The sequence below is a fragment of the Pseudomonadota bacterium genome, from assembly GCA_023229365.1.
Taxonomy (GTDB): Bacteria; Myxococcota_A; Polyangia; order JAAYKL01; family JAAYKL01; genus JALNZK01.
In genome coordinates this window covers 11,741-33,930 of record JALNZK010000035.1, presented here as the reverse complement: position 1 = coordinate 33,930, position 22,190 = coordinate 11,741, and the positions used below count along the sequence as shown (strand labels likewise).

Sequence of the window (22,190 nt, the reverse complement as noted above, 5' to 3'; positions counted from 1 at the left end):
GGCGACCGGGATGATTACGGGTGCGCGGTCGCCACCGCCCGCGAACTAGCGGTACTCGGGTTGCGCGATCGCCGTTGACCCCAACTGGGAACATGTCTATTCTGTAAATGTAATTTGTCCGGTCGTCGAAGACCGGCACTCACGAAGGGAGCGCCCGTGTTTCAAGAAGTCGCAGGCATCCTCGGTCTCCGCGCGGGCAAGAGGACCGGCTCGCTGGAGATCGCACGATCCATCGAAGAGGGGTTCCCGTCCTCCGCGATCGACCGTCTCAAGGAGGATCTCGGCATCACCGACGTGCTCCTGTCGACCCTCGTCGGCAAGACGCCGAAGACGCTTGGGCGAATGCGCGTCGCGCGATCCCGCAGATTGTCGCCGATCGTGAGCGACAGGTTGTTCCGCGTCGCCAAGGTGTACGCGCGCGCCACGGAGGTGTTCGAAGACCCCGCATCGGCGCGGGAGTGGCTCCACTCCCCGCAGATCGGCCTCAATGAGCGTACGCCGCTCGATCTCCTCGTCACCGAGGCCGGCGCGAGAGCGGTCGAGGATCTGCTGACCCGGATCGAGCACGGTGTCCTTTCATGAGGATCCTCTGCCGGCTCATCAAGAAGGCGCTCAAGGCCGAGGCGTTCAACGGCGAGGGGGCACGCCTCGCGGGCGGCCGCTGGAACCTCGCCGGCACACCGGTGGTCTACTTGTCCGAGAGCCTCTCTCTGGCCGCGCTCGAGCTGTTCGTCCACCTGCCGGTCGCCGCCCGGCGCATCGAGCTCGTCTCGTTCGAGGTGCGCGTCCCGGACGACGTGGAGATCGACGAGCTCGACGAGGCCTGCTTGCCGAAGATGTGGCGCGAGGAGCCCGTGCCCGAGGAAACGCAGAAGCTCGGCAGCGCGTGGGTGAAGGGCGGGAGCGCGCTCCTTCTGCGCGTGCCGTCGGTCGTCGTTCCGAGCGAACGCAACTTCGTGCTGAATCCGGCCCACCCCGACTACAAGGCGCTGAAGATCCTCGCGCCGAAGGCGTTCTCGTTTGACCCACGGATGTGGAAGTAGGAACAGGCATCACGCGGTTGGTCGCGAAAATCCGTGGCCTCTGTCAAAAAGACATGGCTCGCTCCGGGTCGATCGTCCCTCCTGGGCTGACCCGGAATTGACGGTGTTCCGACGAAGTGGGAACGTTCGCGAGACCATCGGTGCGGTACTCAGCAGTAGCGAGAATGAGCTCGAAGACGAACATCCTGAACGACGTCATGGCGGCGCTCGAAGAACACCGCTCGCCGATCCTGCTCACCGAGAGGCGCGATCACCTCGAGTTCTTCGAGAGAAAATTACTCGGCGTCGCCCGCAACCTCGTCGTCCTCCGTGGCGGGATGGGCGCGAAGCAGCGCGCTGCGATCGCCCGGCGGTTCGAAGAGATCCCGCGCGATCAGGAACGCCTCGTGCTCGCCACCGGCCGCTACATCGGCGAGGGGTTCGACGACGCGCGCCTCGACACGTTGTTCCTCGCGCTCCCGGTCTCGTGGAAGGGGACGCTCGTCCAGTACGCGGGCCGCCTCGAAAGGCGCGGTGGCGGGAAGAGAGAGGTCCGGATCTTCGACTACGTCGATCGCGCCGTCCCCATGCTCGCTAAGATGTTCGGGCGACGGCTGCGGGGGTACAAGGCGATCGGGTACCGCGTGCACGAAGGCGTCGAAGACAGCTCCCGCGAAACCTTGAAGCTGAAAATCGAACCAATCTGATCCGCGAGGTGCTGTCGAACCCCGACCGCAACGCACGAAGCGGCTACGCCGAGATCGCCGTTCTCCCGGTCGCGCTGAAGAGCGCGGCGAGCGACGAAGCGAGCGCGTCCATCGCCGCCGCGTCCTTCAGTGTGACCGTGAACCGCACGCGGCCGTCCTCACCCGTCTCGAAGCAGTCGCCGAGGCTCGCGCGGATGGACCCTGCGATCGCCGTCGCGTGCTCGACCTCCGGCGCCGCCGGCTTCGGCAGCATCTCACCGAGGAACGAGAACGCCGCGGAGAGGAGCTGCCCGCCCGCGATCGCGACGCGCTCCTTGCGCTCCCGTACGAGACGCTCCTCCTCCCGCTTCACGCTCTCGTCGACCGGCGCCTCGGGCTTGGCGCCAAGCAGGATCTCGAGCCGGCCGCGCAACTCCTCGATGTTGCTCACGAAGCTCACCGACTCGACCTGGGACTCCGTGTCCAGCGCCGCGAGCGACAGATCGCGTTTCGCCGCCAGCGTGCCCAGGAGGTTCTCCTCGATCGTCCCCTCGGTGACGAGCACGAACACCAGCACGCTGCGCTCCTGGCCCATGCGGTGCGTGGCTCCCCAAGAAACCTCGACGGACGCGCCAATCTCTCGCAGACGGCCTGAACTTCGACCCATTCCACAACGAGGAACCTGAGCAGCGACAGGGAGTTGCAGGCCGCGGCGCGGCGGCGGTCTACGGATGGACGCGGGATTTCGCGTTCGCGGATTGCTGGTCGTCAGGTTGACAGCCAGAGAGGGCAACGCCGAGGACGGGGTCTGGTGCGTGCCTGCGCGGGCTTTCGCGTTGCTCCCAAGAAACCGCTGATCGAGGCGCAGCGCGGGTGCAGATCGCCGCTGATCGGGTCGCCGTGACGGCGATCGGGGCCGATGCCCAGGCCCACGACATCGGTCCCGGCGACGCCAAGGTACACCACACCGACGACGCTCGCGGGCGCCATGTTCATCCTCGTTGTCCCCGGCCGCTGCCGGTCAGGCGGCGGCCAACTCCTCGTTCGCCAGCTCGTAGGCATTCAGCAGTCCGTGGGCGAAGGGTCGACGCACGAGTCTTCGCCGTCGCACCTCGTCCAGATCGATCACCTCCGCGCCCGGTGAGCCCCGGCCGAAGGCCGCCGGCGTCTGGCCCTCGGTGGCCTGGTTGGCCCGGTGCTCGTTGTAGAAGGCACGGTACTCGTCGAGGAACCACTGCAGCTCCTCGACATCGCGCACTCGGATGTGGTTCAGCATCTCGAGCCGCACGGACTTGATGGCCCTTTCGGCGGTGCCGTTCACGAACGGGAGGGCCACCGGGGTGCGGCGTCTCTCGATCTCCAGCACGCGGAGCTGGCGCTCGAACTGGCCCAAGAAGTGGGTGCCGTGGTCGTGGACCACGGCGCCGGGCTGACGGCCCTCTCGATGGATCGCGGCGGCGAAGGTGCGGATGGTCCACTCGGCCGTCGGGCCCCATGCATCGCAGGCACGCAGCTCGAGGATTTCCTTAGTGTGCAGGTCGATCACCAGCAGCACGTTGAGCCAGACGCCCTTGGCCGTGCGGACGAAGAAGAAGTCGAGTGCCCAGATGGCGTCTTTGACCGCGGCGCGCCACTTGTCGAGGTTCAGCGGGTGGCCGCCGGCGGGTTGGAAGCCGCTCTCGCGGAGCACCTTCTGGATCGTGGGCTCGCTGACCCTGACGCCCATGCGGGCGAGCTCGTCCTTGATGCGGTGCGCGCCCCAGAGCGGGTTGTCGGTCTTGAGCCGGATGATGAGGTCCTTTAGGTCCTGCGCCAGAGGTGGCCTGCCACCCAGGTTCCTCCTGCGCCAGGGCCACGGTCCACGACGGAGCCGGGTCGCCCACCGCTCGATGGTCGTCTCCGACGCGGAGAGGTAGTAGTTCTGGAACGCGCTGTCGCCTCGGGTCAGGAGGTAGGCGAAGACCTGTGCGGCCCTCGTGCGGAGCGACACCTTCGGTCGGGTGCCGCGCTCGCTCTTCAGCTCGAGGACCAGCGCGCGGACCTGGGCCTTGAGGGCGAGGTTCTCGCGGAGGATGCGCTCGACCTCGGGCTGCACGCCACTGCGGGGCAGGCGGCTCACTCGGTCCACGACGACGATCAGCAGGTGGTAGACGAGAAACTGGGTGGTCTTGATGATGAGCGAGAGCAAACGAACGCCTCCATTCCACGAGCAAGATCGAGCATCACCCTGCTACAGGACGGCGCTCAAGAGAAGCTGGAGCCCGGTGACAACCAATAGAATCTCGACGAAGACGACGAACTTCTCCTTCGGCAGCTTCTCGATGATCCGCTTGCCTGTCCAGGAGCCGGCCACCATGGCGAGGCCGAGGATCACTCCCTGGGCCAGCTCGACCGAGCCGATGAGGGAGTAGCGTTGGTAGACCACCGCTTTGGTGACGTGCATGGCGACCGCGGTCACCGCCTCGCTGGCGACATACACCACCGGCCCGAGATCGAGCCCCAGGAAGACCGCGGCGCCCAGTGGGCCTGCGCTTCCTGCCACAGCCGACAGGAAACCGACGAGCGCGCCTGCCCCGGCCAGTTGGTGCTTCCTATCCCAGCGCTTGATGAGCCGTGTGCGGCGCGCGACCACGACCAGGATGACGACCACCCCTATGCCGGCCATTAGCCATTCCCTGGGGAGCGCGACGAAGACCCGGGCGCCGAGGATGCTCGCGGGGACGGCACCGAGCAGGAACCAGGCTACCGGCCGCCAGGCGATCTGGTGCACTCCGAAGCCGACTCGGGAGAGGTTGCCCAGGAGCTGGGCCACGGTGAGGACCGGTACCGCGGCCTGGGGCCCGAGCGTGTTCGAGAGCAGCGGCAGCAGCAGGAGCGCACCGCCGAACCCCGCGGCCGCCGAGATGGTGGCCGCGACCCAGCTGCCGGCGATCAGCAGCAGCCAGATCCATATGGGTTGACCGAACAGATCCATGTCTCAATCCGCTGCACCTCGTAGGCTGAAATACTTGGACCGCATCATGCGCCCACCATGTGCATGTCGATCATCGTAACAGTCCCGCCTTCCGGAGCCGATCGATGAAGGATGGCTTCTTCGCCTGCGCTTGTCGTAGCGCCTCGATGCGCAGACCGAAGTCGCCGTTCTTGCCGCGAGCGGCGAGGTCCCGCAGGTCGACAAGGAGCTTCACCGCCTGGTCGTAGTTCTTGGGCTGCTTCGTGGCCACGAGGACGTCGACCTCGGTCCAGAGCTTGCCCTCGCGGCCGACGAGGCTGTCGAGGTGCTTCCCTCGGGCGATGGCCGCCTCGCGCTCACGTCGGGTCTTCTCCTTGGCGCGCTTCTCGGCCTCGATACGTTCGCGCTCCGTCGTGTAGGCCTCGGCTTCCCGAAGAAGCTGGCCCACGGTTCTTCCGGTGGTCGCCGCGGTATCGTTCCCGGCCCGCTCCTTGAGAAACCGCTGCAGCAGCTCCGCGATCTGGGCGTGGTCGGCGTCGATCACGAGGTTCGCGATGAGCTCATCCTTCTCCTTGGCCGAGAGCTTGCCCACCCAGGCACGCACGTCGTCTCGGTCGAGGCCTGTGTCACCAATCGGTGGGCTGACCTCGGCGGCCACATGCAGGAGGTCGCTGTCGATGCGCAAAAACTCGACCAGGCCCTCCAAGGAGGCGCTGAGCTGCCCGAGACCGGCCGGCACCGGCGGCTCCGTGTTGTCATCCTCCAGCTCGCCGGTCTGCGCTCGCAGGAGCCAGCCGAGGTAGAGCGCCCGCAGATCGCCGCGCGCCAGCTCGGCTCGCACCGAAATCATCGACGAGAGGTGGCCTTCGCCATCGACCCAGTCGCCACCTTCCTCGTCTTGGGACACGAATGACAGGATGACCTTGCCGGCCTTATCACGGACGAAGGCGCTGTCGCCGCCGCAGTACGTCTTGGCGGTCGCCGCGTCGAGCAGACGCGACGGCAGACGGAGCTTGAGAACGTGGGTGCCCCAGTTGGCGAGGTAGAGATACGCGTCGAAGTACTTCTCCATCCAGGCGTCCTCGTTGCCCTTGAAGCTGCCGAAGGAGTAGTCGTTGACGAAGCTCGTTGGCGTGATCCGTGCCCGAGTCGAGAAAGTCCGCAGCTCACTCATCTCCTTCGCCGTCAGCGGTCGGTCGATCGCCTGGAACTCGTAGTACTGGTATTCGCTCATGGCTTCATCTCTCTTCGCGGTCTTCCCACACCGTCCGTGCTCGCACCTCGTCGATCAGGAAGCGCACGCCCTGGTTGTCCGAGGGGTTGAGCCAGAGCATCCGGTCGAAGACGCGCTCGGCTTCCTCGAACCGCTCGAGCCGCCAGAGGCACAGGCCATACCCGTGCAGGCACCGCATGAAGGGGCGGTTATCGATGTGCCCCCAGGGCAGAAGACCGTCGAAGGCCGCAGGCAGGGATAGCTCGCCAATTCGGACGCCGACCTCGTAGTGACGGATCGCGTCCTTCGGCCTGTGGTCGAAGACGAAGTTGCCGAGGTGCGCATGAGCGTCGAGGCAGCGGAGGTCGGCCTGACAGAGCTCCATGAGGATCTTGTAGGCGGCTGCTCCATCGCCGGCGTCCTTGAGGTCGTTCGACTCGCAGATTGGATCGGAGTCGAAGTCGTCGGGATCCCTGCCCGGGACGACTTGTTCCATCTCGTAGGCCTGTCTCGGACCTCGAGCGATGATCGGCTTCGCCCACTCGTCGATGGGCTCGCCCTCCTCGCCCCAGTATTCGTCCTTGGGGTCCCACTCGCCTTCGTCCTTCAGTGCCAACGGCGTGAGGCCGAGTGCGGCCACGTCGAGTCGCGCAGACTCGATCTCGCCCGACAGGTACGGGTGACCGGCGTAGCTCCACAGCTTGCGCGGGTTCACCACCGCGATCTCGCCGGGCACGATGTCCCACAGTCTGCTCGCGCGGAGGCTGATAACGCGGTCGGTGCTAGGGAGCCGGCAGCGCGCGGCTCGCTCCTTGATCGACAGGACGACGAGCTCGATCGGTTGGCTCAAGTCGAGGTCCGTCGCGCCCACCTTGTGCTGGCGCTTCCGCCGAGTGGGCGGTGCGGCTGGCTCGGGCAATGACTCGAGGCCGAGCCACTTGCGATAGGCCGCCAGGATTGGCCCTCCTTGCGCGCGCGGCGCGAGCACGACCTCCGATGCCGCGACCACGTGCTCGGAGCCGTCCTCGCGCCGGCAACGGGCCACGATGCCACGCCGCTGGTTTCCATCGTAGTCGAAGGCGATCACGGCGACCGGCTCGCCGATGACGAACGCATCGCACGGTAGCTCGACGCCATCCACGAGCGCCTGATGAAAGGCCCAGAGCTGCTCATCGTCGCCATGGGCATCCGTCCTGATCTCGACGACCAGGTGTTCCAGGTCGGTCGTGCCGTTGACGCTGTCGCGGTCCGATCTCCTCATCACGCTCTCCGGTGACGCCCTCGGAAGCGGGCCTTGGCCTGTTCCATGAAGGACGGCTCGTCGCTGGGGCCCGCGCCTTCGACCAGGCGCTCGAAGCCACCCATGAACCCGCTCTTGCGGTGATGGTCGATGCGCACCTGGCTGACGGTCTTCTGCCACTCCCCGAGGAGTCCGGCGCGCTCGAAGCAACGCTTGGCGCTCTCGAAGTTGGACAGCGCGGCGTCGTAGTACTTGCTCTTCTTGGCGTTGATAATCCGCAGCCCCTGCGCCCGCCACAGCCGCGCAGCGAGGTCGGGGCGGCTCTTCTCGAGCTTCTTGGCCACAGGCTCGGTGGTGTGGTGGCTCAGGTTCTCGAGCGCTTGATCCGAGGCCTGGTGAACGAGGTCGGCAAGGCGATCCATCTCCTTGGTGGCCACAAGGAGGTCGATCGCTGAGTGAAGGTCGGCGCCCTTGGCTGCGGCGATGGCCTTTTCGTGCCACGCGGCTCTCTCGGCCTTGGGCACGAACTTCATGAGATCGTCGTAGGTGTACTTGCTCGGGTGCTCGCGGAAGTCGGCCCAGGCGGCATCGAGAGCCTCGTTGCCGCGGCCAAGCTTGGTAAGGAGCTCGCGTTTGAGCTTGGCGAGGTCGTGACCGGCCATCGACCCGTGCGGTGTCTTCTTGTCGAGGTCGATGCCGCGCTCCACCCAGGCGAGGGCTTCCTCGGGCTTTCGGCGTGCGACGAGCAGAGTTGCGATCGCGTGGCAATCCTGGGCCTGAAGGCCGGTCTCCTCGGCGAGCGCGACATACGCAGCGACGTCTTTCTGCGCGGTGTACAGGCTGCGCAGGACCTCCCCGAAGTGGCGACGCACGTAGTCGGGGCGGTCCTTGAAGGAACCATCCGACTTCGGAGTGGCCTTGGCCGCAGCGTCGAATCTCGCCCGAATCTTGCTCACGAAGGCGGCGAGGTTGGCCTTGTCGAAGACCTTCACCAAGTCCTTCTCGAGGTTGTAGCAGAAGCCGTACTCGTCTTCGTCCATCCACTCGAGCAGACGCGCCGCCGTCTCGTCAGGGTCAGCGTCCTCGACCTGGCGCGCCTTGACCCAGCCGCAGTAGAGCTCATCGACGAACTGACCGAAGGAGCCGCTCGAGTCGTCGAGCTCTTCAATCTTCAGGTAGCACGCGGCGAGGAAGGCCTCGTACAAGGTGACTGCCCGCGAGGGATCGCTGGCAATGAGCTTGGCGATCTTGGCCGCGACCGCATCGAGGTCGCTCACGAAGGAGAAGCAGGCACGGTCGGGGATGAACCCGCCCGGGTTGAGAGCCATCTCGATCTCTTGCTCGATCGGATCGCTCTTGCCTCTGGCCTTTCGGGTCATCGCTCCCTCCGCGTGCCGGCTTCCGACCCCGCGGTCCGGGGAGGCCGCTTCCCCGTGGACAGCTCGCGGTCGAGCAGCCCGACCACGTAGTCCTGGATGGTCGTGTCGAGCTCGGCGCAGCGAATCCTGAGCCTCTTGTGGAGGTCTTCGCCCATGCGGATGTGGATCTTCCTCTCGGCGGTCCGTTCTGGCATCTTGTCCTCATGGCCAGGGTACTAGAGCGGCTCAGGTATACGTCGATGGACTGCTCGAGGTCAACGCCGACATCCCTGGCACGAGGAGACGCGGCATGAAGATCATCGACCTCACCGAGGACAAGAAGGACCTCTTCTGCCTGTGCCTCGAGGACTGGTCCGACGACGCCAAGGAGGCGGGGCCCAAGCGCCGGCAGTGGCTCGACCGGAGCGAGAACTTCGGCCTGCGCGCCAAGCTCGCCGTGGACGACAACGGCGTCGAAGGCGGGATGATCCAGTACGGCCCCATCGAGCATTCGAACGTGGGCGGCGAGGGACTCTACTTCGTCTACTGCATTCACGTTCACGGCTACAAGCAGGGGCGAGGCAACTTCCAGGGGCACGGGATGGGCACGGCGTTGATCTCCGCGGCCGAGGAGGATGCGCGGCGGCTCGGCGCCAAGGGCATGGCCGCCTGGGGCGTGTGGCTTCCGTTCTGGATGAAGGCCTCTTGGTTCAAGAAGCACGGCTATCGCAAGGCCGACCGTCAGGGCATCGCGATGCTGCTCTGGAAACCGTTCGCTGACGACGCGAAGCCGCCGCACTGGTTGCCGCCGACGGGGAAGAGACCGGAGCCGATTCCCGGCAGGGTGAACGTCACGGCCTTCTCGAGCGGATGGTGCCTGGCGCAGAACCTGGTCTACGAGCGAGCCAAGCGCGCGGCGGCTGAGTTCGGTGACAAGGTCGTGTTCCGCGAGATCGACACCTCGACGCGGGATGCGGTGGCCGAGTGGGGCATCGCCGACACGGTCCTGGTGGACGGCAAGAACCTCCAGAAGGGACCGCCGCCGAGCTACGAGAAGATCCGTAAGGCGATCGCGAAGCGGGTGCGATGAGCGGTGGTTCAGGGGAACAACCGGACTTGACCGTGCGGTCAAACATGGCCGTTTAGTCAAGCTCACTACCTTGTCGTCTTGTCCTTGGATACATCCCTATCGGTGCTGGGCGCCTTCTATCTCGTTGAATCGCCTTGAGCTTCTCGCCCACCAACGCCTGTATGTCCTCAACCGCAGGATGGACCTGCGGGCCAACGACGGAGGCGTGAACCATGAGCAAGACGACGAAGAAAGCGATCAAGAAGCTGAGCACCATGAAGGTCAACGAGCTGCAGGCGAAGTTCGCCGAGGTGACCGGCGAGACCACGCGCAGCCCGAACAAGACCTTCCTGATCCGGCGCATCACCGACCCGGCTCGTCGCCGAGGAGACAAGGGTCGGAGCGAGCCTTTCGGCGGTGAAGAAGAAGATCGATACCATCACGAATGCCGTAGAGGGGGGCGAGCCGATCCGCTCCTTGACCAAACGCCTCCGCAAGCTGGAGAGCGAGGAGGATCTGCTTTCAGCGGAGCTGGAGGCGATTCAGCTCAAGAAGAACAAGACCGAGGAGCAGCTGCTGTCGGCCGAGGTGATGGCGGACAACTATCGCACCGTGCCAGGGGTCATCGATGGGCTCGTCGCCAGGAAGAGCGGGGAGAAGCTGAAAGCGGTGCTCGGGCAGTACGTCGAGGTCATCGAGTGGCGCGAGGACGATCAGGATCGGAAGTCCGGCTCCGTGAGGATAATGCTCTTCGAGCACGCCTACTTGGCCGAGGAGGCCGCAGCGGCGCTCGCTGAGAACAAAAAGAAAAGCGCACCACTGGTTAACAATGGTGCGCTATTCCGTATCGATTGGCTCCGGTTGAGGGACTTGAACCCCCGACCCAGCGGTTAACAGCCGCTTGCTCTACCGACTGAGCTAAACCGGAACGGCAGTCAGCCGTGGAATACTAGGCGGGAAAGGTCGACTGTCAAGGGCAAACGAGCGACGGCTAGACGAGCTCGCGGGCGAACTCCGGGGCGATCAGGCGCAGCAGATAGCGACCCTTGCCGAGGTTGCCGTCGGGCGCGAGCGCGAGCGCCACGAAGTACTCGTCGTTGATGACACGCAGGATGGTCGTCAGCTTCTCCGCCCGCACCGTCAGCTCCTCCGCGAGGCCGGCGTCGAGCAGCTCGGCCGCCTTGCGCACCTCCTTGAGGAGCACGGAAAACTCCATGCCGAGCGTCTCGATGTCCTGCTCCACGTCGTCGGCGTACTGATCGACGGGAATGCCGTCGAACCCCATCACGATCGCCGCCTTCCCGCCCGCGACGCCCTTGACCGTTTCCTCGAGCTTCGTGCCGAACATGAGCACCTCCGATCCGCTGATGGTATGGCCTAGCCCGCGGGGCCGTCAAGCGCGCCGTGATCGCCTCAGACGTCGCCGCTTTTCCGCTTCACCACGAACGTCGCCATGTGCTCCTTCTCCTCGAACATGCGCTTGTACTTCCACGCTGCGGCCTTGTTGGAGAAGGGCCCGATGCGGACGCGGTACCATTGTCCCCCGCGTTCGGGGTTGTCCACGCTGACGAGGAACGCCGCGTGCCCCGCCTTCGCGAGCTTCTGCAAGAGCACGCTCGCCTCGCGCCTGTCGCTGAAGGAATCGACCTGCAGCGAGTAGGTGCCCGGTTCGCCGTCGCGCACCTCCTCCGGGACCGGGCTCTCCGCGTGCTTGGGCCGCGCGAGCGCCTGTTCGTCGATCGGCACGGCGGCGGCGAGCGCTTCGCCGTCGCTCGCGGCCGAGGGGAGGAGCGACGCCGGCGTAGTGGCGGCGGCCTCTGTCGGCTGCGTCAGCGTCTCGTGGAACGTCTTGAACTCCCCGGACGTGCCCTGGGGCGGCGCGGGCTCCCCGGACCTCGCGTCGAGCGCCTCGAGCGGATCCGCCGGCGGGCACGCCGGAGCCGCGGCGCCGCGGCTCCCGACGAGGAGGCCGAGCGCGAAGACGAGCCCGACCAACGCCACGGAGCCCACGACCAGGAAGGAAACGTACTTCGCCTGAATCTCGATGTGATCCTTCTTCTTGTACCGGCTGAGGTCCTGCATGTTGCGCTCCTGGTTACCTACATGTAGGTATAAGTAACACAACCAACGCATATTGGCAAAATTTCTGCGCAAATCGTGTTCCCTGAACCGCTCCCCCCACCCCGGGTCACTTTTGTGAGAGCATCATCGTGCGCGCCCAACCAAGGGCCACCGAGAAAGGGAGTGACAAGGATGAGAGCCAGCACCATCACCGCCGTCGCGTTCTGCCTCGCGCTCTGCGCGGCGTTCGGCACCGCAGGCTGCGACGAGGAGCCCGGTCCGATCGTGAACAACGGGATGTTCCAAGGGATCGTCGGCGGCGAGGAGACCGACTACGAGATCTACCGCGGTGTCGTCGCGCTCTACGTCCCGATGGGCAGCTCGGGCGCGATGTGCACGGCGACGTTGATCGATCCGCAGGTGCTGCTCACCGCCGGGCACTGCGTCTACAGCCCGGGCGAGGGGCTCGACGCGGTCTCGGATCCGAGCGTGATGATGGTGCTGGGCGGCAAGAACCTGAGCTCGCCCGTCGGCCTCTACTTCTACCCGGACCCCGAGGAGATCGTCACGCACCCGAGCTGGACCGGCGAGATCGGGTTCGACAGCGTGGACATGGCGATGATCAAGCTGAGCGCGCCCATCGAGACCGTCGAGACGTACCGCATCCGCCCGGACAACGACTTCGGCGAGGGCGACACCGGGATCATCGTCGGCTACGGGCTGTCGAGCAGCTCGGACGCTGACAGCGCCGGCATCCACCGCTGGGGCGAGACCACGGTGCAGACCAAGCTGTCTCACTTCGTGAACCTCGGCGATCCGGCCGGAACCTGCCAGGGCGACTCGGGCGGGCCGTTCTTCACGATGGTCGGCGACTACCTGCACGTGACGGGCGTCACCTCGCTCGGCATGTCCGGCACCTGCGACCCCATGGACGGGAGCGTCGACGAGAACGTGCCGATGCAATACGACTGGATCGACGACACGATGAACGCCTTCGTGGGCTACGGCCTCGCGGACGTGCCGCACCAGGATCCGCCGGCGACCGACTCGGACTCCGACTCCGACTCCGACTCGGACTCCGATTCCGATACCGACTCGGACTCCGACTCCGACACCGACACCGACTCGGACAGCGACGCGGACTCGAGCTCCGGCGGCGGGGGCGACGGCAGCTGCTCGACGGCGCCCGAGGCCCCCCGCGCCGGATCCCTCCTCGGCCTGCTCTTCTAGGGAAGCTCGACTGCTCCTGCCGTGCACGGCTCGCTGCGCGGCTCGCCGCGCTGATCGGTCGCGGGACAGCCGGTCCCGAGATCCTCGGCCGGGCTCGCGGCGTCCGGGAGCATCGTCCGGGTCGGCCCGCCGTTGTCGCCGAGCGCGCCGAGCAGCGGATCGCCGACGAGCGGATCTGCGGAGCAGCCCTGGCCGTCGGGCCACTCGAGGTTGCCGCCGCCGTCGCCGAGCGCGTCGCTGCACCCCGGGGCCCACGTCCCCGAGGTGTTGTCCGCGACGATGGTGTTCTTCAGCTCGAGGCCCGCTATCTCGCCCGCGTTGAAAGCCGCACCCCCGCCCTGGCCGTCCGCTGGCGCGCTGTTGCCCGCGATCGTGCAGTTGATGATCGTCCCGGTCACGGGGCTGCTCAGCCACAGGCCGCCGCCGTTGCTGCCGGTGGCGACGTTTCCGGATATCGTCACGTTGGTCATCTCGACGTCGCTCGTGTGGATCCAGATGCCGCCGTTGTAGAACGCCTCGTTGCGCGAGATCGTGCTGTTCTCGACGACCATCTCCAGACCCTGGAGGTACAGGCCGCCCGCGTTCCCCGATTCGGCATCGGTCACGACGTTGGAATCGACGGTCGTGCGGTCCATCGCGAAGGTGCCGGAGTCGTCGTTCGACACGCGGAAGACGCCGCCGCCGATCGCGCCCGCCTCATTGTCCTCGATCGACACGCCGCACAGCGACGTCAGCTCGTCCGCGCCGTCCATGTAGATCGCGCCGCCGCAGCCGCCGTCCCCCGGGTTGCCGCCCGAGCCGGTGGCCGCGTTGTCCTGGAACGTGCTGTTGATGACCGTGAGGTCGCCGTTCAGGCTCCCGACCGCGCCGCCGTCGCTCGCGCGGTTCCCGTCGAAGCTCGATCCGGAGATGATCGTTTCACCGCCGCCGAACGCGTAGATCGCGCCGCCCGCCGTGTCCTGCCCGGTGAGCGGGGCGCTGTTGTCGACGAACGCGCAGTCGAGCACCGTGAGGCTCCCGCCGTCGCGGTAGATCGCGCCGCCGCCGACCGCCGTGTCGTCGCCATCGTCCGGGCTGTTCCCGTCGCGGAACGTGAGGCGCTGCACGGCGAGCCTCGGCCCCGTCTGGTCGTAGCCGGAGTCGAGGTACAGGATGCGGGACGAACCGCCGCCGCTCAGCGTGACGAGGCCGCCGCCGTCGAGCACGGTCTCGAGCGTGAGGACGATCTGCGACTCGACCGCGATCGTCACGGGCGCCGCGCCGCAGTCGAACACGATCACTCCGCCGGAGTCCGCCGCCGCCTGGAGCGCCTCCGCCGTGCAGCTCTCGGGCGTGCCGCTGCCGACCGTCGCGTCCGGCGCCGAGACGTCGTAGAGCTCCGGCGCGTCGCAGATCGCCTCCGGCTCCGCGTCCGAATCGGTGTCCGCGTCGGTGTCGGCGTCGGTGTCGGTGTCCGCGTCGGTGGCGCCGCCGCTTTTCGGGCGCCCGTCGCCGCAGCCGCAGAGGAACGCCAGGAGCACCGCAGGGAACGAGCGCAGCATGTGATGCACCTCCTCTTTGGACGAGATTGTATCCCAGAAAGGGACCGAAGGGACGGAAGCGACAGAAGGAGAAAGTGGGCGGCTACTTCGCGACCTTCTTGATCTCCTGCACGAGCTCCGGCACGACCTTGAAGAGATCGCCGACGATCCCGTAGTCGGCGACCTGGAAGATCGGCGCCTCCTCGTCCTTGTTGATCGCGACGATTACCTTGGACGACTTCATGCCCGCCACGTGCTGCAACGCGCCGGAGAGGCCGACGGCGAAGTAGAGATCCGGCGCCACGATCTTCCCGGTCTGGCCGACCTGGAAGTCGTTGTGGATGAACCCCGCGTCCACCGCGGCCCGAGTCGCGCCGACCGCGCCGCCTACCAGGTCGGCGAGCTCCTCGATGACCTTGAAGTTCTCCTTGGCCTTGAGGCCGCGGCCGCCGGACACGACCACGCGCGCCTCCGCGAGGTCCGGCCGCGCGGAAACGGCCTTCTCGAACCCGAGGAACTCGAGGCGCCCTATCGCCGCCTCGGGCGCCGGGATCGCGACCTTCTCGACCGGGCTCTTCGAACCGCTCTTCGCGACGGGCGCGAACTCCGTCGCGCGGATCGTAATGACCTGGATCGGCGTTTCGATGACGACCTGGCCGTTGACGTTGCCGGCGTACATCGGCCGCGTGTACACGAGCTTGCCGCCCTCGAAGGCGACGCCCGTGACCTCGCTGGCCATGCCCGCATCCAGCCGCGCCGCGAGCCGCGGGAGGACGTCCTTGCCCGTGCTCGAGGCCGGGCTGACGATCACGCTGTAGCCGCCCGCCTTGACGATCTGCTCGAGCACCGGGACCCAGCTCTCCGCGAGCGCGGAGTCGAGCTCCTTCGCCTCGGCGACGTGCACCTTCGCCGCGCCGAGCGAGGCGAGCGCGTCCGTCGCCTTGCCGAGATCGCCGCCGAGCGCCGCGATGCCGTAGTTGCCGCCGATGTGCGACGCGGCCAGCGCCGCGAACGCCGCCGCCGAGGCAGTCGCCTTCTTCATCTCACCGTCGATGATCTGCGCGATGACGAGTACGTTTCCCATGGCTGCCTCCTCCTAGAGAACCTTGGCCTCGTCCTTGAGCTTCAGGACGAGATCCTGGACGGTTTCGACTCGGATGCCCGCCTTGCGCGACGCGGGCTGCGTGTACTTCAGGACCCTGACCTTGGGTTGCGTGTCCACGCCGAGCGCGGCGAGCGCCATGGTCTCGACCGGCTTCTTCTTCGCCTTCATGATCCCCTTGAGCGACGCGTAGCGCGGACCCTCCTGGTACGCCTTGTCCTTCGGGGCGACGTTGTTGGAGACGCCTTCGGGCGTGACGATGCGGAGATCCACGGAGACCACGGCCGGGAAGGTCACCTTCACCTTGGCCGCGCCGCCGTCCACCTCGCGGATCGCCGTCGCCGACTTGAGGTCCGCGGCCACGTCGAGGTGCCCGGCGAAGGTCGTCTGCGGCCAGCCGAGGCGCTGCGCGAGCATCTGCGCGGCCTGGTTCGAGTCGCCGTCGACGGCCTGCTTGCCCATCAGCACGAGGTCCGGGCTCTCCTTCTCGACGAGCTTCTGCAGCACCTTGGACACGACCGTCGCGTCCAGCTTCGCGTCCTCGGCCTGGACGACGATGCCCCGATCCGCGCCCATCGCGAGGCACTGGCGGATCTGCTGCGTCGCCTCGTCGGGTCCGATGGTCACGACGATCACCTCGCCGCGGAGGTTGCCCGAGCCGACGCCGTCCTCGAGGATCCGCAGCGCCGTCTCGACCGCGTATTCGTCGAACGGGTTGGGCTTCCACTCGAGCCCTTCGGACGTGACCTGGGTCCCGTCGCCGCTGATCTTGACCTTGTTCGCGTTGTCCGGGTCGGCGACCCTTTTCATGGTGACGAGGATCTTCACGAAATACCTCCTCAGTGCAGCCGGGGCGCCCGCGGGCCCCGCCTCGTTGTCGGACAGGGAGAAACACCATAGTTCCGGGCCGGGTGGTCGAGAATGACAATCGTCATGCCGGCCGGCGACCGATCAGAGGAGGCTCGCGCTCCCTCCGCCCGGGCCGACGACCGCCAGCACGGTCCGCCGCGGATCCAGGTAGCGCCGGGCGGCCTCGACGACGTCCGCCGCCGTTACCGCGCGCATCTCTGCCGGGTACGCCTCGTCGCTGTCCGGGCCCAGGCCGTAGACGTAGCCGAGGGCCGCGGCCGCCGCGCGGGCGGAGGCGCGCTGCCCCGCGATCGCCCGGACGCCGAGCAGGTGGCTCTTCACGCGGGCGAGCTCCGCCCGTATCGGCCCGCGCGCCGCGAGCACCTTCATCTCCTCCGTCATCGCCTCGACGACGAGCCGCTCCTGGCCCGGCGCGGTCGCCGCGTAGAGCGCGACGTAGCCGGGTTCGATCCCCTCCATCGAGGCGGCCGACACCGCGTACGCGAGGCCGCGCTTCTCCCGCACCCCCGCGAAAAGCCTGCCGCCGTGCCCGCCGAGGATCTCGGTCATCACCTCGACGGCGTGCCGATCCGGGGCCGCCACCGTCGTCCCGGGGAAGCCGAGCACGACGTGCGACTGCTCCTTGTCGACCGACCTGCCGATCTGCCGCGGCCGCCGCCCCGGGCGCCAAGCCTTGGGATCGCGGACGCGGCACGGCGCCTTCCGGTCCGAGCAGAGCCTGCGCCGCACGAGCTCCACCGTGGCGGCCGTCTCCGCGCCGCCCACGACGGCGATCACCATCCGCCCGGCGGAGGTCGTCCGCCGCAGGTGCTCGCGCAGCGCGGCGCGCGTGATCGCCCGCACCGACTCCTCCGTCCCGAGGATCGAGCGGCTGTACGGGTGGGCGCCGAACAGCGTCTGCTGGAACATCTCGAAGACCTGCTGCTCCAGATCGTCGCGCCCGGCGCGGATGTCCTCGATCTGCATCTCGCGCTCGCGCTCGATCTCTTCCTCCGGGAGCGTGGGAGCGCGCAGGCACTCCGCGAGGAGCGCGAACCCCTCGTCGAAGTTCCGGGCCAGGAACTCGCCCTGGATCCCGAACGTGTTCCGCCCGGAGAAGCCGGAGACGGAGCTCGACAGGTCGTCCATCGCCGTCGCGATCTCCTGCGCGGTGCGCGACGCGGTCCCGCGCGTGAGGGAGCTCGCGAGCAGGGAGACGAGCCCCGCGCGCTTCTCGGGCTCGTGGCGCATGCCGCCGAGGAACGCCACGCGCGCCGCCACGATCCTCGCGTCGAGACTCGGCTTCACGATGAGGACGTCGCCGCCGGGGAGCTCCTCGACGACCGTCGCCGCGGCAGGAGCTCGGCGGACCCGGCGCACCGTGGCCTCGGGCGTCGCGCGCTCGACGGCGGAACGTACGCAGCCCTCGAGCACGTCGAGCCGGACGCTTCTCCCGCCCCGATGGCCGACCCACGGGACCGCCGCGGCGTACTCGGCGATCGACGGATCCGGCACGACCGCCGCGACGGTGAGCGCCGACGGCTTCAGGTAGCGCCGCGCCACCGCGACGAGCTCCGTGGGATCGGCCATGACGAGCGCCGCGACGTACTGTCGCTCGAACTCCTGGCCGCCCGCGTGCAACCCGTAGTAGCCGTGCTTGCGCGCGACCCCGTCGACGGTCTCCTCGGAGTAGACCGCGTCGGACAGGAGCACGGAGCGGGCCTTCTCGGGCTCGCGCGGGCTCACCGGCTCGCGCGTGAGCCGCACGATCTCCTGCGTCACGCCGTCGACGAGCGCGGCGATCTGGTGCGGCGCGGTCATGGCGAAGACCCCGAACACGCCCGAGTCGACCGGTGTGAACGCCGCGGCGCGGATGTCGCTCGCGAGCGCCGCCGCGCGCCGCACCTTGATCTCGAGCCTCGAGCTCGCGCCCTGGCCGAGGATCGCGGCGAGCAGGTCGAGCGCCGGCACGTCCGCGTGCGTGAGCCCCGGGATCGGGACGCCGAGCGCGACCTTCGCCTCGAACACCGGGAGCACGCGGTACGCTTGGCGGAGCTGCGACTGCGCCGGCTCCGGGACGCGCGTCGATCGCCGCGGCACGGGGCGGCCCTTCCAGCCGCCGAACGCCCGGTCGACGGCGGCGCGCATCCGCGGCATGTCGAAGTCGCCTGTCGCCACGAGCACCGCGTTGCCCGGCACGTACCACCGCGAGTGGAACCGCCGGACCGCGCGTGCGTCGAACCGGCCGACGGTCCGCGGCGTCCCGATCACCTGCCTCCCGTAGGGGTGACGCCGGTACATCCTCGCGAACAGGGCCTCCATCACGGCGCGCGTCGGGTTGTCGGCGCCCATCCGGATCTCCTCCAGGATCACCGCGCGCTCTCGGGTGGGCTCGTCGGCGTCGAGCGCCGGGTTCTGCACCGCGTCGGCGAGCACCTCGAGCCCGCGCTCAGCCCGATCGCTCGCCAGGGTGACGTGGAACACCGTCTCGTCGTGCGAGGTCCAGGCGTTGACGTATCCGCCGGCGCGCTCGACGTCGCGCACGATCTCTCCGACGCCCCGGCTCCGCGTGCCCTTGAAGAGCATGTGCTCGAGGACGTGCGCGAGGCCCGCCTCCTCCGGGGCTTCGTCGGCGCCGCCGACCCCTATCCAGATCTGGAACGCGACGACGCTCGAGACGTGCGATTCCCTGAACACGACCCTGAGGCCGTTGTCGAGCTTGTCGATGACTGCTTTGCTCATTGCGGATCGCCGCAGCGCGGCTCGGCTACTTCGTGCGGGGCCTCTGGCGAGCCTGCTTGCGACGGCGCCGTGCGGCCTCGCGGCTCTTGATCCTCTTGAGCTCGCTGGGCTTGTAGTAGTGCCTGCGGTTCTTCAGCTCGCGCAGCACGCCCTCGCGCGCGAGACGGTTCTTGAGCTGGCGGATCGCCTGCTCGACGCGATCATCCTTCACGATGACCTCGAGGGGGCGGCACTGGACGGTCTCGCCGAAGCCCTCGGACTTGCGGCGCGCACGGCGCTCGCCGTCGCGGCCCTCCGCGTCCCGCTCGTCACCTCCCGCGGCGTCGACCGTCCCCACGGCGTCGACCGCCACGCTCGGTTTCTCTTCTTCCTTCGAGATCACGCCTTCGCCAATCGCGTCGTTCTCGTCCAAGTGCATCCCTCTCCTCCGTCGGGGCCCGCGCCGCAGGGCGCCGGTCCAAGCCCGTTGCGAGACAGGCACCATAGTCGCGGTCCGGGGTGTTGGCAAGCGATATCGGGCCGATTTCAGAGCGCCGCGAACGCCTCGGCCACTCGCTTCAGCCCCTCTTCCACGTTGCGCATCGAGGTCGCGTACGAGAGCCGGATGTAGCCCGGCGCGCCGAACGCCGTCCCGGGCACCGTGGCCACCCTCCCCTTCTCGAGGAGGTAGGTCGAGACCTCCACGTCGGTGGTCCCGCTCCCCATTCGCGCGCAGATCTCCTGCACGCAGGGGAGCACGTAGAACGCGCCCTGCGGCTTGCGGCAGGTGACGCCGGGCATCCGGTTCAGCCCGTCCACCATCGCGTCGCGCCGCGCCGCGTACTCGGCGCGCCACCCGGGGAGGAAGTCCGCCGGCTCCGTCACCGCGGCGAGCGCCGCGGCCTGGCACATCGAGCTCGCGTTCGACGTCGCCTGCCCCTGGATCGTCGACATCGCGGAGATCACCTCCGGATCGCCGATGCCCCACCCGATCCGCCAGCCCGTCATGGCGTACGTCTTGCTCACGCCGTCGACCACGAACACGCGCTCCCGCCCGTCCCCGGCGACCGACAACGGCGAGACGTGACCCGCCCCGTCATAGATGAGATCGCGGTAGATCTCGTCGGCCACGATCCAGAGCTTCAACTCGATGGCGCGCCGCGTGATCGCCGTGACGGCCTCCTTCGAATACAGGCCGCCCGTGGGGTTGGACGGCGTGTTGAGGACGACCGCCACGGTCCGCGGCCCGACCGCGCGCTCCAGGGCGTCGGGCGTGAGCACCCAATCGTCCTCGGCACGCGTCGCCACGATCTTCGGCTCGCCGCCCGCGAGCAGCACCTGATCCGGGTACGAGACCCAGTACGGCGCCGGGATCACGACCTCGTCGCCGGGGTTCAGCACCGCCTGGAAGAAGCCGTACAGCGCCTGCTTCGCGCCGACCGTCACGATGACCTGCTTCGCCGCGCACGGCACCCCGCGCTGCTCCTGGCTCTGCGCCGCGACGGCCTCGCGCAGCTTCGGCATCCCGGCGACCGGCGTGTACCGCGTGATCCCGTCGCGCAGGGCGCGCACCCCGGCGTCCACGATGTGCGCGGGCGTGTCGAAGTCGGGCTCCCCGGCGCTGAACGAGATCACGTCGATCCCGCGCGCCTTGAGCTCTTGAGCCTTCTGGGTGACGGACAGCGTCGGTGATGGTTTGATGCGGTCGAGACGGGACGAGATCTTGCCCACGATCTGCTCCTTCGCTCTACTTGTTCTTCTCCATGTCCTTGTCGCTCGGCGCGCCCTTGCCCTCCTCGGGCTCCTCGCCCTTGAGGCCCTTCTTGAAGTTCCGGATTCCGTCGCCGAGCCCCTTGCCGAGCTGCGGCAGCTTCGACCCGCCGAACAGGAGCAGGATCGCGAGCAGGATGAGGAGCATCTCACCCAGGCCCGGCCTGCCGAACAGCGGAACGCCGAACGCCGATACGATCATCATTTCACCGTGTCCTTGTCCGAAGCGCCGCGCGTGCGGCACGGTAGACTCATACCCCATTCACCTTTTTTCAACAACGGAACTTCGCAGCCTCCGCGTGCCCGACGGACCGCGCGGCAGGCGGACCGCGGCGATGATCGCGGCGGCGAGGAGCAGCGTCGCGACGGCCGGCAGGAACGCCGAAACACCCGGCCCGAGCGCGCCCTCCGCGAGGAGCGCCTCGCCGAGGCGGCCCGCCGCGTGGAACACGAGGAAGAGGATCGTCGCGCACGCGACCGCGAAGCCGCGCCGCCGCCACGGAACGACGAACGCGAGGCCCGCCGAGGCCCACGCGAGCGCCAGGAACCCGACCGGCGCCGCGACGCGCCGCCACAAGGCGAAACGCCAATCGCCCTCCTCCACGCCCTTCGGCGCCGGGCCGAGGAGCTCGGCCGTCCGCGCCGCGAGCGCCTCGGGAAGGAAAGCGTCGAGCGCGTCCGCCGCGTCGCCGATGGGCGCGTTGAGCGCGAGGGCGTCGAACCCGATCGACGCCGGCGCGCCGCCCTCCAAGAACGCGTCCCCCCGCTCGAACGCGAGCGACACCGCTTCACCGTCCTCGACGCGCAGCTCGGCGGCCGCGGCGACGATCTGGAAAGGCCGCCCGGGATCGCGCGCGTCCTCGACGAGCACGCCCTCGAGTCGCCTCCCGCGGACCGCGTCCGCGTACACCGTGACCCCCGGCGAAGGCACCACGAAGCTCCCGGCGGAGATCCTTCCGGCGATCGCGCGGCCCGCGAGGCGGGCGGCGTCGACCCGCAGCGCGCCGCAGGCGGCGGGCGCGGCGGCGATCCAGACAGCGGCGCTCGCGGCGGAAACGGCGACCGCCATGGCGACCGGCCCCGCGGCGACCGTTATCCGGCGGATCCCCGCCGCGTCGAGCGCCACGAGCTCGCCGTCGGACGACATGCGGCCGCCCACGGCGAACACCGCCACCGCGAACGCCGGGGCGAGCGCCCAGCCGAGGACCGGCACGAGCAGGAGGAGGAGATCCGCCGCGATCTCCGCCGCGGTGGCATCGGCGCCGAGGAAGAGCGGCGCCACCCGGAGCAGCTGCGTGACGAGGAAGAGGAGCGCAGCGGCGCCGAGCGAGAACGCGAACCACGGCAGCATCTGCCGGGCGATGTACAGGGCGATCCGCGCCATGGGATCGAGCAA

At 68.2% G+C, this 22,190-nt stretch carries 23 protein-coding genes and 1 tRNA gene; 5 read left to right on the top strand and 19 right to left on the bottom strand.

From position 1 onward, the window contains the following. Positions 1 to 156 precede the first annotated feature (156 nt). The 3 genes from M0R80_15485 (at position 157) to M0R80_15475 (ending at position 1,729) form a co-directional block, all read left to right on the top strand. Positions 157 to 582 carry a DUF2384 domain-containing protein gene (locus tag M0R80_15485; GenBank protein ID MCK9461035.1) on the top strand — a complete coding sequence of 142 codons (426 nt, stop codon included), beginning with the start codon at positions 157 to 159 and terminating at the stop codon, positions 580 to 582. Continuing rightward, positions 579 to 1,043, top strand: coding sequence for an RES family NAD+ phosphorylase (locus tag M0R80_15480; protein ID MCK9461034.1), 465 nt, complete (start codon positions 579 to 581; stop codon positions 1,041 to 1,043). The genes M0R80_15485 and M0R80_15480 overlap by 4 nt, the downstream gene beginning before the upstream one ends. A 164-nt stretch (positions 1,044 to 1,207) precedes the next feature. Beyond that, positions 1,208 to 1,729, top strand: coding sequence for a helicase (locus M0R80_15475; GenBank protein MCK9461033.1), 522 nt, complete (start codon positions 1,208 to 1,210; stop codon positions 1,727 to 1,729). Positions 1,730 to 1,772: 43 nt separating this feature from the next. Here M0R80_15475 and M0R80_15470 read toward each other — a convergent pair whose 3' ends face one another. The 7 genes from M0R80_15470 to M0R80_15440 form a co-directional block, all read right to left on the bottom strand. Next, on the bottom strand, positions 1,773 to 2,303 hold the full coding sequence (locus tag M0R80_15470; protein MCK9461032.1) for a hypothetical protein: 531 nt from the start codon (positions 2,301 to 2,303) through the stop codon (positions 1,773 to 1,775). Between the two features lie 426 nt (positions 2,304 to 2,729). Beyond that, a complete protein-coding gene (locus tag M0R80_15465; protein ID MCK9461031.1) occupies positions 2,730 to 3,836 on the bottom strand; it encodes an integrase core domain-containing protein in 1,107 nt (368 codons plus the stop codon). Positions 3,837 to 3,938: 102 nt separating this feature from the next. After that, entirely contained in the window at positions 3,939 to 4,682 is a 744-nt protein-coding gene (locus tag M0R80_15460; GenBank protein ID MCK9461030.1) for a sulfite exporter TauE/SafE family protein, read from the bottom strand. Positions 4,683 to 4,752: 70 nt separating this feature from the next. Continuing rightward, a complete protein-coding gene (locus M0R80_15455) occupies positions 4,753 to 5,895 on the bottom strand; it encodes a hypothetical protein (protein MCK9461029.1) in 1,143 nt (380 codons plus the stop codon). 4 nt (positions 5,896 to 5,899) lie between these two features. Then, positions 5,900 to 7,135 (bottom strand): cytoplasmic protein, encoded by a 1,236-nt coding sequence (locus M0R80_15450; GenBank protein MCK9461028.1) that lies wholly within the window; start codon positions 7,133 to 7,135, stop codon positions 5,900 to 5,902. After that, complete coding sequence (locus tag M0R80_15445) at positions 7,135 to 8,493, bottom strand: hypothetical protein (protein ID MCK9461027.1); 1,359 nt, start codon at positions 8,491 to 8,493, stop codon at positions 7,135 to 7,137. The genes M0R80_15450 and M0R80_15445 overlap by 1 nt, the downstream gene beginning before the upstream one ends. Beyond that, positions 8,490 to 8,687, bottom strand: coding sequence for a type II toxin-antitoxin system HicB family antitoxin (locus M0R80_15440; protein MCK9461026.1), 198 nt, complete (start codon positions 8,685 to 8,687; stop codon positions 8,490 to 8,492). The genes M0R80_15445 and M0R80_15440 overlap by 4 nt, the downstream gene beginning before the upstream one ends. Positions 8,688 to 8,782: 95 nt before the next feature. Between M0R80_15440 and M0R80_15435 the strand changes: the two genes are divergently transcribed. Next, on the top strand, positions 8,783 to 9,562 hold the full coding sequence (locus M0R80_15435) for a GNAT family N-acetyltransferase (GenBank protein ID MCK9461025.1): 780 nt from the start codon (positions 8,783 to 8,785) through the stop codon (positions 9,560 to 9,562). Between the two features lie 52 nt (positions 9,563 to 9,614). On the opposite strand, the gene M0R80_15430 is transcribed toward M0R80_15435, so the two are convergent. The 4 genes from M0R80_15430 to M0R80_15415 all read right to left on the bottom strand — a co-directional run bounded on the left by M0R80_15430 (position 9,615) and on the right by M0R80_15415 (position 11,623). Further along, the gene (locus tag M0R80_15430; protein MCK9461024.1) at positions 9,615 to 9,908 is read right to left on the bottom strand and encodes a hypothetical protein; all 294 of its coding nucleotides are present in this window, start codon (positions 9,906 to 9,908) and stop codon (positions 9,615 to 9,617) included. A gap of 485 nt (positions 9,909 to 10,393) precedes the next feature. After that, positions 10,394 to 10,469 (bottom strand) — tRNA-Asn (locus M0R80_15425). Between the two features lie 63 nt (positions 10,470 to 10,532). Beyond that, positions 10,533 to 10,889 (bottom strand): hypothetical protein, encoded by a 357-nt coding sequence (locus M0R80_15420; GenBank protein ID MCK9461023.1) that lies wholly within the window; start codon positions 10,887 to 10,889, stop codon positions 10,533 to 10,535. A 65-nt stretch (positions 10,890 to 10,954) separates the two neighbouring features. Beyond that, entirely contained in the window at positions 10,955 to 11,623 is a 669-nt protein-coding gene (locus M0R80_15415) for an SPOR domain-containing protein (protein ID MCK9461022.1), read from the bottom strand. A gap of 171 nt (positions 11,624 to 11,794) precedes the next feature. Here M0R80_15415 and M0R80_15410 point away from each other — a divergent pair, with 171 nt between their 5' ends. After that, positions 11,795 to 12,832, top strand: a complete 1,038-nt coding sequence (locus M0R80_15410) for a S1 family peptidase (protein MCK9461021.1) — start codon at positions 11,795 to 11,797, stop codon at positions 12,830 to 12,832. Here M0R80_15410 and M0R80_15405 read toward each other — a convergent pair. The 8 genes from M0R80_15405 to M0R80_15370 form a co-directional block, all read right to left on the bottom strand. Continuing rightward, positions 12,829 to 14,373: a right-handed parallel beta-helix repeat-containing protein gene (locus M0R80_15405; protein ID MCK9461020.1), complete on the bottom strand. Its 1,545-nt coding sequence runs from the start codon at positions 14,371 to 14,373 to the stop codon at positions 12,829 to 12,831. The two genes, M0R80_15410 and M0R80_15405, sit on opposite strands and share 4 nt — an antisense overlap. An 82-nt stretch (positions 14,374 to 14,455) precedes the next feature. Further along, positions 14,456 to 15,436: an electron transfer flavoprotein subunit alpha/FixB family protein gene (locus M0R80_15400; protein ID MCK9461019.1), complete on the bottom strand. Its 981-nt coding sequence runs from the start codon at positions 15,434 to 15,436 to the stop codon at positions 14,456 to 14,458. A gap of 12 nt (positions 15,437 to 15,448) precedes the next feature. Further along, on the bottom strand, positions 15,449 to 16,282 hold the full coding sequence (locus M0R80_15395) for an electron transfer flavoprotein subunit beta/FixA family protein (GenBank protein ID MCK9461018.1): 834 nt from the start codon (positions 16,280 to 16,282) through the stop codon (positions 15,449 to 15,451). A gap of 123 nt (positions 16,283 to 16,405) precedes the next feature. Continuing rightward, positions 16,406 to 19,045, bottom strand: a complete 2,640-nt coding sequence (locus tag M0R80_15390) for an insulinase family protein (protein MCK9461017.1) — start codon at positions 19,043 to 19,045, stop codon at positions 16,406 to 16,408. 25 nt (positions 19,046 to 19,070) lie between these two features. After that, positions 19,071 to 19,463, bottom strand: a complete 393-nt coding sequence (gene rpsU / locus M0R80_15385) for a 30S ribosomal protein S21 (GenBank protein ID MCK9461016.1) — start codon at positions 19,461 to 19,463, stop codon at positions 19,071 to 19,073. 107 nt (positions 19,464 to 19,570) lie between these two features. Further along, entirely contained in the window at positions 19,571 to 20,755 is a 1,185-nt protein-coding gene (locus M0R80_15380; GenBank protein ID MCK9461015.1) for a pyridoxal phosphate-dependent aminotransferase, read from the bottom strand. Positions 20,756 to 20,771: 16 nt separating this feature from the next. Continuing rightward, positions 20,772 to 20,999 (bottom strand): twin-arginine translocase TatA/TatE family subunit, encoded by a 228-nt coding sequence (gene tatA / locus M0R80_15375; GenBank protein ID MCK9461014.1) that lies wholly within the window; start codon positions 20,997 to 20,999, stop codon positions 20,772 to 20,774. A 57-nt stretch (positions 21,000 to 21,056) separates the two neighbouring features. Continuing rightward, complete coding sequence (locus tag M0R80_15370; GenBank protein MCK9461013.1) at positions 21,057 to 22,190, bottom strand: LptF/LptG family permease; 1,134 nt, start codon at positions 22,188 to 22,190, stop codon at positions 21,057 to 21,059.

Coding starts and splice junctions, on each gene's coding strand:
- M0R80_15480 (MCK9461034.1), top strand. CDS start 579: ATGAGGATCCTCTGCCGGCTCATCAAGAAGGCGCTCAAGGCCGAGGCG.
- M0R80_15475 (MCK9461033.1), top strand. CDS start 1,208: ATGAGCTCGAAGACGAACATCCTGAACGACGTCATGGCGGCGCTCGAA.
- M0R80_15470 (MCK9461032.1), bottom strand. CDS start 2,303: ATGGGCCAGGAGCGCAGCGTGCTGGTGTTCGTGCTCGTCACCGAGGGG.
- M0R80_15460 (MCK9461030.1), bottom strand. CDS start 4,682: ATGGATCTGTTCGGTCAACCCATATGGATCTGGCTGCTGCTGATCGCC.
- M0R80_15455 (MCK9461029.1), bottom strand. CDS start 5,895: ATGAGCGAATACCAGTACTACGAGTTCCAGGCGATCGACCGACCGCTG.
- M0R80_15450 (MCK9461028.1), bottom strand. CDS start 7,135: ATGAGGAGATCGGACCGCGACAGCGTCAACGGCACGACCGACCTGGAA.
- M0R80_15445 (MCK9461027.1), bottom strand. CDS start 8,493: ATGACCCGAAAGGCCAGAGGCAAGAGCGATCCGATCGAGCAAGAGATC.
- M0R80_15440 (MCK9461026.1), bottom strand. CDS start 8,687: ATGCCAGAACGGACCGCCGAGAGGAAGATCCACATCCGCATGGGCGAA.
- M0R80_15435 (MCK9461025.1), top strand. CDS start 8,783: ATGAAGATCATCGACCTCACCGAGGACAAGAAGGACCTCTTCTGCCTG.
- M0R80_15420 (MCK9461023.1), bottom strand. CDS start 10,889: ATGTTCGGCACGAAGCTCGAGGAAACGGTCAAGGGCGTCGCGGGCGGG.
- M0R80_15415 (MCK9461022.1), bottom strand. CDS start 11,623: ATGCAGGACCTCAGCCGGTACAAGAAGAAGGATCACATCGAGATTCAG.
- M0R80_15410 (MCK9461021.1), top strand. CDS start 11,795: ATGAGAGCCAGCACCATCACCGCCGTCGCGTTCTGCCTCGCGCTCTGC.
- M0R80_15405 (MCK9461020.1), bottom strand. CDS start 14,373: ATGCTGCGCTCGTTCCCTGCGGTGCTCCTGGCGTTCCTCTGCGGCTGC.
- M0R80_15400 (MCK9461019.1), bottom strand. CDS start 15,436: ATGGGAAACGTACTCGTCATCGCGCAGATCATCGACGGTGAGATGAAG.
- M0R80_15390 (MCK9461017.1), bottom strand. CDS start 19,045: ATGAGCAAAGCAGTCATCGACAAGCTCGACAACGGCCTCAGGGTCGTG.
- rpsU (MCK9461016.1), bottom strand. CDS start 19,463: ATGCACTTGGACGAGAACGACGCGATTGGCGAAGGCGTGATCTCGAAG.
- tatA (MCK9461014.1), bottom strand. CDS start 20,999: ATGATGATCGTATCGGCGTTCGGCGTTCCGCTGTTCGGCAGGCCGGGC.